Origin of the sequence: Actinomyces sp. 594 (genome assembly GCF_019325145.1) — a bacterium.
GTDB lineage: Bacteria > Actinomycetota > Actinomycetes > Actinomycetales > Actinomycetaceae > Actinomyces.
Genome location: NZ_PIZC01000055.1, coordinates 1 through 13,894 on the forward strand (window position 1 = coordinate 1; position 13,894 = coordinate 13,894).

Sequence of the window (13,894 nt, forward strand, 5' to 3'; positions counted from 1 at the left end):
ACCCCACCCAGGGCCTCCCAGAATCTCACGACTTCTGACACTCCCAGATGTCATGAGATCCAACAGTCCCAGAAGTCATGAGACATCACATTGACCGGAAGGTACGTATCGTCGCGCGAAGGTACGAACCGCCAGACGCGCTCATGACCCGGATGGCACGATTCGCCGGGGGATGAACGTTGTGAAGTGCGCCGAGGCCTGCGGTGGAGCCTTCGACCTGATCGGTCGGGACCAGGTGCGGTCGGTCCTCCGCGAAGCCTCAGTGCTTGGCCGGGCGCGGCCGACGCGCCAGCTGCCACAGCAGGTCGGTGACGAATACGACCACAGCCACCCACACGAGCGCCGTCGACACCCAGCGTGCCGGCGAGATCTCTTCGCGGAACACGGCCCAGGCAAGCAGGAACTGCATGACCGGGGTGATGTACTGGCTGAGCCCCACGATAGACAGCGGCACCCGGCGCGTGCCCGCGGCGAACAGCAGCAGCGGCGTCGCCGTCACCGGGCCCGCCAGTACCAGTCCCACCGCCAGGCCCGTAGACGCCGTCGCCCCCTGAAGCGCCCCGTGCCCGCCGGCGTAAAGCCAGGCGAAGTAGGCCAGCGCTACCGGTGTCATGCAGCCGCTCTCCACCGTGAGTCCGGTGAGCGCATCCACCTGTGCGCCCACGCGCTTCTTCACCAGCCCGTACAGGCCGAATGACAGGGCCAGTGACAGCGAGATCCACGGCAGTGACCCCTGGGCCACCACCAGCACGATGATGGCCACCACCGCAATACCGACGGCGATACCCTGGGCGCGGCGCAGCCGCTCACCCAGGAATATCGCCGCGAGCACCACCGTTACCAGCGGGTTGATGAAGTAGCCCAGGGCCGCGTCCGCGGTGCGGCCGGAGTTGACCGCGTAGACGTACACCAACCAATTCACCGACACCAGCAGACCGCTGACCGCTAGCGTGCCGCAGAGTCGCGGCGTGGTCACGGTTGCGCGCAGCGCGGGCCAGGAGCGGCGCACAGCGGTGAGCCCCAGGCAGGTAACCAGGGTCCATACCAGGCGGTGTCCGATGATCTCCACGCTGCCGGCGGCGTGCAGCAGGTGGAAGTACAGCGGGAACAGGCCCCACAGCAAGTAGCAGGAGAGCACCATGGCCACACCCGGGGCATCACCGGTGCCGGCGGCAGTTCGCGCCGGAGCGGGCGTCGCCGCGCCGACGGCGCGGGACTCGGGGGCGGGGGAGGTGGAGTCAGTCACGTGCGGCTTTCATAGTCGGCGGAAGGCAGCGTGCACGCGCACTGATCGCACGGCAGCGGCACCCGCAGGAGTCGAGTTATCGGCATGAACGTTAGCGCGCAGCGCATCATGAACACGCGTCAGCGGCGGGCACCCGCGCCGGGAGGCCGCCCGGGCCGAACACCGGCGGGCTGCCCGCACTGGTGTAGGCGAGACGGGCGCTGGTAAGGGACGCCGCCCTGCCCCTGGCGATTGCGCGGGTGGTGGTGCACAATAATCCGTCCGCCGGTTGCGGCTGCGGTCACCCTCCGCGTGCCGCGCTAGCATCCACTGACACTCATCCACTGACACTCGCAGCACTCGATTCGCAAGGAGCCCCAATGGCCGACGCCGCCCGCGTCCGCAAGGTCGCCGACCACATCCAGGAGACCGTCGCCCGCCTCCTGCAGGGAAGAATCAAGGACCCCCGCATCGGCTTCATCACCATCACGGACGTGCGCGTGACCGGCGACTTGCAGCAGGCAACCGTCTTCTACACCGTCTACGGAACCGATGAGGAGCGCCAGGACACCGCCGCCGCGCTGCGCTCTGCCACCGGCTTGATCCGCTCGGAAGTCGGCCGGGCACTCGGCATCCGGCTAACCCCGTCGATCACCTTCCAGCTGGACTCCCTGCCCACCCAGGCGCAGGCCATTGAGGACGCCCTGGCACAGGCGCGTGCCCGGGACGAGGAGATAGCGCGCACTTACGCGGGGGCCAGCTACGCCGGCGACGCCGACCCCTACCGCCACGACGACGACGAGGACGAGGACGACTACGAGGCCGTAGACGACGATGACTACGAGCCGTACGAGGCCGACGTCGACGAGGAGGAGACCGGGGCGTGACCACTGGTCAACCCGCCGGACGCCGCATCGACGTTCCCCGCGGCTCCGTCACCTCCCCGGATGGCCTGCTGATTGTGGACAAGCCTGCCGGCGTGACCAGTCACGACGTCGTAGCCATGACCAGACGCATGGCGGCTACCCGCAAGGTAGGCCACGCCGGCACCCTGGACCCCATGGCTACCGGGGTACTGCTGCTCGGCATCGGCCGCGCCACCCGGTTCTTGACCTACCTGGTGGGCGCGGACAAGAACTACTTGGCCACGGCCCGCCTGGGCCAGACCACGCTCACGGAGGATGCCGACGGCGAGCTCACATCCTCCGTCGGCTGCCAGCCGGGCCCCGACCTGACCGCACGGATCGACACCGCCCTGGCCTCCCTGACCGGCGAGATCATGCAGGTGCCGTCCGCGGTGTCCGCCATCAAGATCGACGGCGTGCGCTCCTACGCGCGCGTGCGCGGCGGTGAGGACGTTGCCCTGCCGGCACGTCCGGTGACTATTCACGCCCTGACACGAGTAGGCGAGATACGCCCCTCCACTGCCGCTGACGGCACCGCCCTGGTTGACCTCGACCTGAGGGTGCACTGCTCCTCGGGCACCTACGTGCGCGCCCTGGCTCGTGACCTCGGTGCCGCCCTGGGCTGCGGGGCCCACCTGACCTCCCTGCGCCGCACCGGGGCAGGCCCCTTCACAGTCGACGATGCCGCCACCATCGCCTCCCTGTCCGCCGTGGTCGCCGCCGGGCAGGCCCTGCCCGTGCTGCCTCTGGCCGCCGTGGCCCGCCGCTGCTTTCCCGCCGTGGACCTGGACGAGGCCGAGGCACGTGCACTGCGCTACGGTCAGCGCCTGCCCGCCGCGGTGCTAGACCGGGCACAGGCCCCGGAGCATCCGGTTGTCCCCAAGGCCGCCGCGCCGGGCGTGGCCGCCGGGTTCGACCCTGCGGGCGGGCTCGTGGCACTGTTGACCCACAAGGGAGGGGACACCCGCCCCGTGCTCGTACTGCCGAACTGATTGGGTAGCCCCGAGCCCGCCCGGACACCTTCAAACCAGGAGGCACCTTTGAGCCAGACCACGATCGCCCGCATTCCGTGGCAACTCGGCGACGCGGATTGAGGCGGCGCACCGTGAAGATCTGGTACGGCGCCGAGCAGGTGCCCGCAGCCCTGAGGGATTCATCAGGTCCCGGCAGCGTCGTCACCGTCGGTGTGTTCGACGGCGTGCACCGCGGCCACCAAGCGATCCTCGCCCGGGTTGTTGAGCGCGCCCACCATGCGGCTGCCCCCGACGGACGCCGGCCACGCGCGATCGCACTGACCTTCGACCCGCACCCGGTGGCGGTGCACCGCCCCGAGGCGCGGCTGCCCATGATCACCTCGCTGGCAGACCGGCTGGAGTCCCTGGCGGACACCGGTTTGGACGCGGTGCTCGTGGTCCACTACACCCTCGACTTCGCCGACCAGGGGCCGGAGGAGTTCGTGCGCGACTGGCTTGAGGGCGTGCTCGGGGCGCGTGCGATTGTGGTAGGCGACGACGTGCGCTTCGGACGCGGCAATAGCGGCGATGCCGCCACCTTGCGCCGGATCGGGCACGCCGATGGCATTGACGTGGAGATCGTCGCCGACGTCGTCGCCTCCAGCGGCCGCCGCTGGTCCTCCACCTGGGTGCGTGAACTACTGGAGGACGGCGACATGCGCGGTGCGGCCGAGGTCCTCGGCCACGTCCACCGGCTGCGCGGCACGGTTATCCATGGGCACCGCCGTGGCCGCGAACTCGGCTTCCCCACCGCGAACCTGGACGCCGCCACTGCCGGCGTGGTCCCGCCCGACGGCGTCTATGCGGGCTGGCTGGTGCGCTCCCCACAGGCTGGGGTGGCCGGCGGCGCGGGGGAGGAGCGCCTGCCCGCCGCGATCTCGATCGGGACCAATCCGACCTTCGACGACGTGCCCGACCGTACCGTGGAGGCGCATGTCCTGGGGCGCGCGGATCTGAACCTGTATGGGGAGGTCGTGGTGATCGAGCTGGTGGAGCGGCTGCGCCCCATGCTCGCCTTCGACGGCCTGGAGCCGCTGCTGGTGCAGATGCGTCAGGACGTAGTCGACACCGCCGCGGTGCTGAACGTGCCCGTGCCCGAGCCCATCCGCCCTGAGGACGTCACCGCCCGGTGACGTCCTCAGGGCGGGGACACCCGGCTATGTATGCCGTTCCGTGCGGGGGGTCACTGCCGCGGGCGGGCGGAGAAGAACTCCCACATCAGCTGCGAGGCGTTGATCTCCTGAGTGACTGTGCCCAGGGCGGACAGGTCGGCGCTGGTGCCCGGCCAGGTGTGACCGCCGGCATCCACCGTGTACAGCTCCACCTCGGTGCCGCCCTCGCAGGAGCCGTAGCGGGTCAGGGACACGTGGTCGCTCACCTGCTCGGTGGTCGCTTCGGCGCTGCAGCCGTCCAGCTGCGCCCAGGCGCTCACGGCCGCCTCCACGCCGTACCCCCAGCGCGGGTCGTCGTTGCCGTCGTAGGGGTTGACCACGTCGTCGGTGCCGTGGAACGTCAGCACGGATACCGGCTGCGCCGGGGTGCAGGTCGAGGGATCGAGTGAGGCCACGTCACCGGCGGCGGCCCTGCCGGCGCGTAGCCCTGCCACGGGCGCGATCGCTGCGATCAGGTCGGGGCGCTCGCAGGCGAGGGCGCTGGCCATACGACCACCGCCGGAGTACCCGGTGGCGTACACGCGGGTGGGGTCCACACACGCCTGCTCGGTCAGGGTGTCGATGACCGCCGTCAGGAAGGCGATGTCATCCCGGGCATCGTCGGCGGGGTACTCGCCCGCCGTGGTCGGCACTCCGGGCACGTTCCACGCCCAGTTCCCGTCAGGCAGCGGATCGTCGGTGTCCAGGGCGATAGCGGCGGTGGGCTCGGCGACGACGAAGCCCTCCGCGTCGGCGTCGGCTACGGCGTCCAGGCCGCTGATCCCTGCCTGGGCAGTGCCATTGGAATTCGAGCCGTGAAGATCGAGTACCAGCGCCGCCGGCGTGGTGGCATCGGCGCCCTCGGGCACGTGCACCCGCACCGGGTACGTCTCGCCGTCGAAGGCGACCTCGACGGTCTGGGTGCCGGACAGCGTGCGGGCGCACACCGGGACCGCGGAGTTGGTTGAGCTCGGCGCGGACTGCCGGGAACCGCATCCGGTGATGGTGAAGGATGCGAGCGCCGTGAGCCCGGCGGTCAGCAGGCAGGCGAGGGTGAGTAGCCGCTTACGCGGGGACGCTGATGCAGGGGGCTCAGGGCGGGACATTGGGACTCCTTGGTGAAGACCGATTGGGGAAGCCGGAGGGCGGATGGACACTGGAAGGGAAGCCGGAGGCGATAGGTGGTGCGAGTGAGCTGAGTAACAGCAGCGTAGCAGCCGCGCGCCGCCGACGGGCTGAAACATGTGCCCGATGCCACCGGCCACGGGGAGAACCCGGGCCATATCGGCTGATAGTGTTGCCCAGCCGTCGATCGGCCGCGGATGTGTCAAGCCCGGGAGAACCAGCCCCGGCGCTCCGCGCAACGAGAATCAGGAGTCATCGTGTCGATTTCCCCCGAGCGCAAGCAGGAGCTCATTGCCGAGTACGCCACCCACGAGGGCGACACCGGCTCCCCGGAGGTCCAGGTCGCCATTCTGTCCGAGCGGATCTCCAACCTGACCGAGCACTTCAAGTCCCACTCGCACGACCACCACTCGCGCCGCGGCCTGTACCTGCTGATCGGTAAGCGCCGCCGCCTGCTGGACTACCTCGAGCGTGAGGACATCACGCGCTACCGCAAGCTGATCGCCCGCCTCGGCATCCGCCGCTGAGCGACAGCGCCAGTTGCGCGTAAGTCCGGGCCCCGGCCTCCAGCATTGGAGGCCGGGGCCCTGCACGTGGTGGTTGTCTGGCCATACGTTGCCGGATCCCGGGCGAATTGATCCCGCACCTAGCACCCGCGGTGCCCACTACGGTGGGGCGGGGAACTGTGGGTGCGTACCTTCACCTGACAGTTCGTACTTCCAGGCCGACGGCTCGCACATTTTCCCGACGGTGCGGCACTACCCACTGCCGCGGGGCGCGCCGACGTCCACCAGGCGGCATCGGCGCGCCGGGGCAGATCACAGCAGCGAGCGGTACAGCGCCTCAATGTCCTCCCGGGTGGCCGGGCGGGGGTTGCCCGGCGTGCACACGTCGGCGAAGGCGTCCTCGGTCAGTGCGGCGATCCCGGACTCATCCACGCCCACCTCGCTGATGCGCGTGGGGTTGCCCAGGTCGCGGGTCAGCTGGGCGACGGCGTCGACGGCGGCCTGGCGCGCCTGGTCCAGCGGCATGGTCTGGGCGTCGGCCACCCCGAAGGCCTCGGCGATGTCGCGGTACTTCTCACCGGTGTACTCGGCATTGAAGGCCATGATCGGAGCCAGCAGGATGCCGTTGGCCACCCCGTGCGGGGCGTTGTAGCGCCCGCCCAGCGGGTGCGCCATGCCGTGCACCAGGCCCAGGCCCACGTTGGAGTAGGCCATGCCGTTGATGTAGGCGGCCAGTCCCATCTGCTCCACGGCGTCGGCGTCGCCCTCGGCCGCCTTACGCAGGTTCTTGGCGATCATCTGGATGGAGCGCAGGCACAGGGCGTCGGACAGCTCCCAGGCGCCGGGGGTGATGTACCCCTCGATGGCGTGGGTGAGCGCGTCCAGGCCGGTGGCGACCTTCAGCCCCCGCGGCATGCCGTCCATCAGGTCGGGGTCCACCACGGCGATCACCGGGATGTCGTGCGGGTCCACGCACACGAACTTGCGCTGGTTGGCGGTGTCGGTGATGACGTAGTTGATGGTGGTCTCCGAGGCGGTGCCCGCGGTGGTGGGCACGCCGATGATGGGGGTGCCCGGGTTCTTCGTGGGGGAGGCCCCCTCCAGGCTGAGCACGTCCTCGAACTCGGGGTTGGTGGCGATCACCGAGATCGCCTTGCAGGTGTCCTGCGGGCTGCCGCCACCCAGGCCGATGAGGATGTCGGCGCCCGAGTTGCGGAAGGCGGCCAGGCCGGCCTGCACCTTCTCCACCGGCGGGTTGGGTACGACGTCGGAGAAGATCTCCCAGGCGATGCCGGCGCTGTCGAGCAGGTCGGTGATGCGTGCGGCGGTGCCGTTGTCCGCCAGGACCGGGTCGGTGACGATGAACGCCTTGCTCAGGCCGCGGGCCGTGATCTCGGTGGGGATGTTGGCGATGGCGCCGCGTCCGAAGTAGCCGGTCTGGTTGAAGATCATGCGGTAGGTCATTGAGTGCGCTCCCTTGGTGCAGCTTGGCATGGCGAGTTCTGTGGGTGGTCCGCCGTGGGCCAACCCCGTGCTTGAAACGATTTCATGAGGTTGTTCTCATGCGGAAGGCCCGAAGGTCCCGAGCCGGTGGGCGCGTCCTATTTCACGTCTCCCGGTCGTTCCGTGACCCCCGCGCTCGCGGGCGCCACGGTAGGATCAAGCCGTTCATCCTCAAGCTAGTGGCAGTGGCAGTGCGTTTCCCGGGTGCCGACAGGTGCCCTGCTGAACACGCCCTCCCGGATCGGCTCCGGGAACAGCCCGCGCTACCGGATGCGGACGCGCCTGCAGCGGCGTCGTCGGCCCGGGAAGGCAGCTACGGGGGAGTGGACCCGGTGGCCGGGACAGACCCGGTAACCGGACGGCACGGCCCGTCGGTTTTCGGTGGTGGCCTCCGGACCAGCGCGTGCGCAGCTCCGTGGGCCTCGATCGAAGGCCACGGCCGGCCTGACGATCGACATAGAAAGAGACACGCTAAATATGTTCCTTGACGACCCCGAGGTCACGGCCGCCGAGGCCGTGATCGACAACGGCCCCTTCGGCAAGCGCGTGGTCCGCTTCGAGACCGGGCGCCTGGCCAAGCAGGCCGCCGGCAGCGCCATGGCCTACCTGGACGGGGAGACCACCGTCCTGTCGGCCACCACCGTCGGCAAGCACCCCAAGGATCAGTTCGACTTCTTCCCCCTCACCGTTGACGTGGAGGAGCGCCAGTACGCCGCCGGCCGCATCCCCGGCTCCTTCTTCCGCCGGGAGGGCCGCGCCGGCACCTCCGCCATCCTCGCCTGCCGCCTGATAGACCGCCCGCTGCGCCCCTCCTTCGTCAAGGGCCTGCGCAACGAGGTGCAGGTGGTTGAGACCGTCCTGTCCATCCACCCCGACGACGCCTACGATGTCCTGGCCATCAACGCGGCCTCCATGTCCACCCAGATCGCGGGCCTGCCCTTCGCCGGCCCCGTCGCCGGCACCCGCCTGGCCCTTATCGACGGGCACTGGGTGGCCTTCCCCCGCTACTCCGAGCTCGAGCGCGCCACCTTCAACATGGTGGTGGCCGGACGCGTGCTGGAGGACGGCGACGTCGCCATCATGATGGTCGAGGCCGGCGCCACCGAGAACGCCTGGGACCTGATCGCCGCCGGCGCCACCGCCCCCACCGAGGCCGTCGTCGCCGAGGCCCTGGAGGCCGCCAAGCCGCACATCAAGGTTCTGTGCGAGGCGCAGCTGGAGGTCGCCAAGCACGCCTCCAAGCCCACCGCCGACTTCCCGCTCTACCTGGACTACACCGACGAGCAGTACGACGCCGTCGAGAAGGCCGCCGAGGCCCACGACCTGGCCGCCGCCATCGCCACCGAGGGCAAGCAGGCCCGCGACGAGGCCACCGACGCCGTGCGCGACGCGGTGCTCGCCGACCTGGCCGAGGCCTACCCGGCCGAGGAGGACGCCAAGGCCCTCAAGGCGGCCTTCCGCTCCGTGACCAAGAAGCTCGTGCGTCACCGCACCCTCACCGAGGGCGTGCGCATGGACGGCCGCGGCCTGAAGGACATCCGCACCCTGGCCGCCGAGGTCGAGGTGCTGCCCCGCGTGCACGGCTCGGCCATCTTCGAGCGCGGCGAAACCCAGATCATGGGCGTTACTACCCTGAACATGCTGCGCATGGAGCAGCAGGTTGATGATCTTTCGCCGATCAAGCACAAGCGCTACATGCACCAGTACGTCTTCCCGCCCTTCTCCACCGGTGAGACCGGCCGCGTCGGCGCCCCCAAGCGCCGCGAGATCGGCCACGGCGCCCTGGCCGAGCGCGCCCTGGTGCCGGTGCTGCCCAGCCGCGACGAGTTCCCCTACGCCATCCGCCAGGTCTCCGAGGCGCTCGGCTCCAACGGGTCGACCTCCATGGGCTCGGTGTGCGCCTCCACCCTGTCGCTGCTCAACGCCGGCGTGCCGCTGCGCGCCCCGGTGGCCGGCATCGCCATGGGCCTGATGCACGAGGAGATCGACGGCGAGACCAAGTGGGCCACGCTCACCGACATCCTCGGCAGCGAGGACGCCTTCGGCGACATGGACTTCAAGGTCGCCGGTACCCGTGACTTCATCACCGCCCTGCAGCTGGACACCAAGCTGGACGGTCTGCCCTCAGACGTGCTGGCCGGCGCCCTCGCCCAGGCCCGCGACGCCCGCCTGTTCATCCTGGACGTGCTCGCCCAGGCGATCGACTCTCCCGACGAGATGGCCCCGACCGCCCCGCGCGTGCTGAGCGTGCACATCCCCGTGGACAAGATCGGTGAGGTCATCGGCCCCAAGGGCAAGATGATCAACCAGATCCAGGAGGACACCGGCGCCGAGCTGACGGTCGAGGACGACGGCACGGTCTACATCGGTGCCTCCGACGGCCCGTCGGCAGAGGCAGCCCGTGACGCCGTCAACGCCATCGCCAACCCGCAGATGCCGGAGATCGGCGAGCGCTTCGTCGGCACCGTGGTCAAGACCACCACCTTCGGCGCCTTCGTGTCGCTGACCCCCGGCAAGGACGGCCTGCTGCACGTCTCCCAGATCCGCCGGCTGGTCGGCGGTAAGCGCGTGGAGAACGTGGAGGACGTGCTGGGTGTGGGCGACAAGGTCGAGGTCGAGCTGGCCGAGATCGACCAGCGCGGCAAGCTCAGCCTGCACGCCGTCCTCAACGAGGAGCAGCAGGCCGCCGAGGACGAGGCGAGGGCGCACCGCGCCGAGCGCGGTGAGGGTGACGGTGAGCGCCGCCCGCGCCGCCGCCGTGAGCGCACCGACGAGGACGGCGAGCGCCGTGAGCGCCGCCCGCGCCGCCGCCGCATGCGCACCGTGGAGTCCTCCGAGGAGGAGTGACCAATCCGGTTGACCCGGTAACAACCGAGGGCCGGGCTCCGCGCGATCACGACGATCAACCGGAGCCCGGCCCTCTCCTCTCACCGAGACCGGCACTCGTAACACGCCGAGACCGGCACTCGTAACGCGTCGAAACCGGTGGAAATGACGCATCGAGGCCAGTCGTTTAGGCTCGTGCGGTGACCACTCCCGCCCCGACCGGCCCCGAAACCAGCTTCGGCGAAGCCGCACTCGACCGCGCACCCGCCGGCGCCCCCGGCACCGAACTCCGCCTCGTCGACGACGGCGCCACCATCCGTCGCTCTATCCTCCCCGGAGGCGTGCGCGTGATCACCGAGCACGTTCCGGCGCTGCGCTCGGCCTCACTGGGCATGTGGTTCGGCGTCGGCAGCCGCGATGAGCGCACCGGTCAGGAGGGATCCACCCACTTCCTGGAGCACCTGCTGTTCAAGGGCACCGCAACGCGCAGCGCCCACGACATCGCCGAGGCATTCGACATGATCGGCGGGGAGTCCAACGCCGCCACATCCAAGGAGCACACCTCCTACTACGCCCGCGTCCTGGGACCGGACGACCTGACCGCCCTGGACGTGCTCGCCGACATGGTCACCTCCTCTCGCCTGGACCCGGGAGAGGTGGAGACCGAGCGGGGTGTGATCGTCTCTGAGCTGGCCGACGCCGCCGACGACCCCGCCGAGATCGCCCAGGAGGCCTTCGCTCGCGCCACCTTCGGTGATGACACCCCGCTGGGGCGCCCCATCGGCGGCACCTACGCGACCGTGTCGGCGGTGCCCCGCGACGCCGTCTGGGAGCACTACCAGCGCACCTACGCCTCCGACACGCTCGTGGTCGCCGCCGCCGGCGCCGTAGACCACGACGAGATTTGCGAGCGGGTCGCGGCCGACCTGGCCGCCGCCGGCTGGGACACCACCGGCGTCGTCGCCCCGCGCCCGCGCCGCTTCGAAACCGAACCCGCGGCAGAGCTGACGGTTCACGACATCACGTTGGAGCGCGACGCCGAGCAGTCCCACGTATACCTCGCCTGCCAGGGCATTCCGGCGCTGGACGAGCGCCGCTGGACCATGAGTGTGCTCACCACCATCCTCGGCGGCGGCATGTCCTCGCGCCTGTTCCAGGAGATCCGCGAGAAGCGCGGCCTGGCCTACTCCACCTACGCCTTCGACACCCCCTACGCGGGGGCCGGCGCCTTCGGTCTGTACGCCGGCTGCGCCCCGGGCGACGTCGATGAGGTCCTGGCCGTCATGGCCGGCGAGTTCGAGTCACTGGCCGCCGACGGCGTAACCGAGCGCGAGCTGGAGCGGGCCCGCGGGCAGATTCGCGGCTCCATGGTGCTCGGGGGAGAGGACTCTCTGGCCCGCATGGGGCGGCTGGGCCGCGCCGAGGTCGTCACCGGCCGCCTGCGCTCCATGGAGGAGAACCTGCGCCGCCTGGACGCGGTCACCGCCGACGACGTGCGCGCACTGGCCGCCCAGCTCGCCGCCCAGGAGCGCTGCCGCGTAGTGGTCGGACCGGGTGCCTGAAACAGATTCAGCCGACGCCCTCACCTCAACCGTGATCGCGGCGAGTGAGGATACGGCGAGCATCCGGTTTTAACCTTGCGGCTGCCGTCTGCGAAGCCACTGGGGTTGGCACACGGCAAGAACGAAGACGAGGATCGCAGCGACGACCCATGCTCCGAGTGCGCCCGAGGGGCGAGTGAGGGCAATCGTCACCATGACCCCGAGCGCCACGGCAGTGATCATCCGCAGCGTCCGAAGACCCGTGACGGCTGCGAGTACCGTGCATGTCGCGGCGACTGCGACGGCGATCGTCAGTGCTCGCTGCGGGGTCTCCCAGTTCAGGCGGATGAGAACCGCACACACGGCGGCGACGGCGGCGAAAGACAGCGATGACACGGCGCTCGGCCTGCGTGCGATCTGCCGACCCGTGCGCGACCGATCCTGGAATGCGCTGGATGACGAGTCATGGCCGAGCTGCGACATGGAGGCTTCCTTGAATATGAGGGGTGGCACAAACGCTAAGGGTAGGTCTCGCAGTGTGGTGGCAATTCCCGCGAGGGGTTCCCTCTGGTAGGGGGCATCGTGGGAGCCCAGATTCTCGACCAAGACTCACTAGGAAGGTTCACCCAGGATGCCCAACAAGCAAGTCTGCCGTGTCCATGCTGATCGCGGAAGTGTTGGCCGACCCTGACCTGGCTCAGGATGATGTGTTCCGTCGGTTGCTTCAGGCCGGGTTGCAGGACTTTGTGGACGCCCAGGGTGTCGGCAAAGCCGGTCGCCGGTTATCTGATGTCTAGGGGTTTCGGTGTGTTTGCAGGGATGCGGCTTGATTTTCCGGCGACGATGGGGATGTCGAATTAGCCATTGCCTGTTCGAGAGTCGCGCCGCTATGTCATCATCTCCCACTTCTGCTCTGTCGCGCCAGCCCCTGGCGGGGGTGCTCGCCATGGTTCCCGACCCGCGTGATCGGCGCGGGCGCCGTCATCGGCTGGATGTGTTGCTTGTTTTGGCGGCGGTGGGGGTGCTGGCCGGGTGCGGCACCCTGTTGGCGATCTGGGAACACGCCCGCGATCTGACCGAGAGCCAGCTGCAAGACCTCGGTATCAGCCCCGACCGTCCCATGGCGAGTGAGTCGACGATCCGCCGAGCCCTGGCTGCCTTGGACCCAGAGGACTTCGACGTTCGGTTGGGTCTTGGCCCTGTTTGTTGGACATGCTGATTCCGTCCCTGTGTGGCTGGGGAGAGCGGGATCATCTGACCTGTGGCTATGAAGAGCTACTCGGAGGAGTTCCGTCGTCAGGCAGTGGGCTTGTACGAGACGACACCGGGGGCGATGCGTGCGTGGTATTGCCCAGGATCTGGGGGTCTCCCGCGGGACGCTGCGCGGTTGGTTGCACCGTTGGGGCACGGGGCGGAAGACCGGTCCGGGCGGGGCGCCGGCCCCCAGCCCGCTTAAGTCCAACGGCAAGACCGGGACGGCGCCACCTGCTCAGGCCGGCGCTGACGGTGCACTGGCGCAGGCTGGGGAGTCGGTGGAGGAGCGGGTCGCCCGGCCGGGTGGCGGAGAACGCGGCCTTGCGGGCGGAGAAGGACCAGGCTGGCTCGGGAGGGGGAGATCTTGCAGTAGGCGGCCAAGCATGTTTCGCCGTGGGTTGACCGGTCCGGTAGAGCCTTGTTTCCCGGTTCTGGTCGCCGACCATGCAGCCACCTATGGGGCGGGAGCGGCTTTGCGAGTTGCTCGGGGGTAGGTCGGTCCTCCTTTTACGCCTGGGGACAGGCCGCTCCCAGACGAGCCGAGCGGGCTGCGGCCGATGCCGCCCCGGGCCGTCCGGATCCGGCAGAATTGCGATGATGATTGGGCCATGGGGGCGCCCAGGACCCGCCGCCGAACCAGGCGACGGGATCGCCAAGGGCGCCGACGGGAAGATCAACCGCAAGGCGGGTGGCGCGTCTGATGCGGGCCGCGTCGATCGTCGGTTTCCGCAAGCATCGGCGGGTGCGTACCACCGCACCGGGATCAGTCGGCGTCCAACTACCCCGACCTGCTAGAGCGGGACTCCCGCGGCGGATGCCCCCAACCGCAAGTACTTGGGCGATAT

Annotated in this window: 12 protein-coding genes; 8 read left to right on the forward strand and 4 right to left on the reverse strand. The window is 69.5% G+C overall.

Going from position 1 to position 13,894, the window contains the following annotated elements; translation table 11 throughout:
* Positions 1-259: 259 nt before the first annotated feature.
* Positions 260-1,246 carry an EamA family transporter RarD gene (gene rarD / locus GZ998_RS09330; protein WP_308807204.1) on the reverse strand — a complete coding sequence of 329 codons (987 nt, stop codon included), beginning with the start codon at positions 1,244-1,246 and terminating at the stop codon, positions 260-262.
* 359 nt (positions 1,247-1,605) lie between these two features.
* On the opposite strand from rarD, the gene rbfA reads away from it, so the two are divergent.
* The 3 genes from rbfA to GZ998_RS09345 all read left to right on the forward strand — a co-directional run bounded on the left by rbfA (position 1,606) and on the right by GZ998_RS09345 (position 4,276).
* Positions 1,606-2,112: a 30S ribosome-binding factor RbfA gene (gene rbfA / locus GZ998_RS09335; RefSeq protein WP_219109681.1), complete on the forward strand. Its 507-nt coding sequence runs from the start codon at positions 1,606-1,608 to the stop codon at positions 2,110-2,112.
* A complete protein-coding gene (gene truB / locus GZ998_RS09340; RefSeq protein ID WP_219109682.1) occupies positions 2,109-3,122 on the forward strand; it encodes a tRNA pseudouridine(55) synthase TruB in 1,014 nt (337 codons plus the stop codon). The genes rbfA and truB overlap by 4 nt, the downstream gene beginning before the upstream one ends.
* A gap of 113 nt (positions 3,123-3,235) precedes the next feature.
* Complete coding sequence (locus tag GZ998_RS09345; protein WP_162678572.1) at positions 3,236-4,276, forward strand: bifunctional riboflavin kinase/FAD synthetase; 1,041 nt, start codon at positions 3,236-3,238, stop codon at positions 4,274-4,276.
* 50 nt (positions 4,277-4,326) lie between these two features.
* Here the strand turns inward: GZ998_RS09345 and GZ998_RS09350 are convergent, their stop codons facing one another.
* Positions 4,327-5,400: a PHB depolymerase family esterase gene (locus GZ998_RS09350; RefSeq protein WP_257505766.1), complete on the reverse strand. Its 1,074-nt coding sequence runs from the start codon at positions 5,398-5,400 to the stop codon at positions 4,327-4,329.
* Positions 5,401-5,676: 276 nt separating this feature from the next.
* Here GZ998_RS09350 and rpsO point away from each other — a divergent pair, with 276 nt between their 5' ends.
* The gene (rpsO, locus tag GZ998_RS09355) at positions 5,677-5,946 is read left to right on the forward strand and encodes a 30S ribosomal protein S15 (protein ID WP_219109683.1); all 270 of its coding nucleotides are present in this window, start codon (positions 5,677-5,679) and stop codon (positions 5,944-5,946) included.
* 291 nt (positions 5,947-6,237) lie between these two features.
* On the opposite strand, the gene fucO is transcribed toward rpsO, so the two are convergent.
* The gene (fucO, locus tag GZ998_RS09360; RefSeq protein ID WP_162678574.1) at positions 6,238-7,389 is read right to left on the reverse strand and encodes a lactaldehyde reductase; all 1,152 of its coding nucleotides are present in this window, start codon (positions 7,387-7,389) and stop codon (positions 6,238-6,240) included.
* A gap of 516 nt (positions 7,390-7,905) precedes the next feature.
* On the opposite strand from fucO, the gene GZ998_RS09365 reads away from it, so the two are divergent.
* Positions 7,906-10,275, forward strand: coding sequence for a polyribonucleotide nucleotidyltransferase (locus GZ998_RS09365; RefSeq protein ID WP_161924376.1), 2,370 nt, complete (start codon positions 7,906-7,908; stop codon positions 10,273-10,275).
* A gap of 179 nt (positions 10,276-10,454) precedes the next feature.
* A complete protein-coding gene (locus GZ998_RS09370) occupies positions 10,455-11,816 on the forward strand; it encodes a pitrilysin family protein (protein ID WP_219109684.1) in 1,362 nt (453 codons plus the stop codon).
* 69 nt (positions 11,817-11,885) lie between these two features.
* Here the strand turns inward: GZ998_RS09370 and GZ998_RS09375 are convergent, their stop codons facing one another.
* The gene (locus GZ998_RS09375; protein ID WP_219109685.1) at positions 11,886-12,278 is read right to left on the reverse strand and encodes a hypothetical protein; all 393 of its coding nucleotides are present in this window, start codon (positions 12,276-12,278) and stop codon (positions 11,886-11,888) included.
* 170 nt (positions 12,279-12,448) lie between these two features.
* Between GZ998_RS09375 and GZ998_RS09380 the strand changes: the two genes are divergently transcribed.
* The gene (locus tag GZ998_RS09380; RefSeq protein WP_210579984.1) at positions 12,449-12,592 is read left to right on the forward strand and encodes a hypothetical protein; all 144 of its coding nucleotides are present in this window, start codon (positions 12,449-12,451) and stop codon (positions 12,590-12,592) included.
* Positions 12,593-12,741: 149 nt separating this feature from the next.
* Entirely contained in the window at positions 12,742-13,014 is a 273-nt protein-coding gene (locus GZ998_RS09385; protein WP_219109686.1) for a transposase family protein, read from the forward strand.
* Positions 13,015-13,894: the final 880 nt, after the last annotated feature.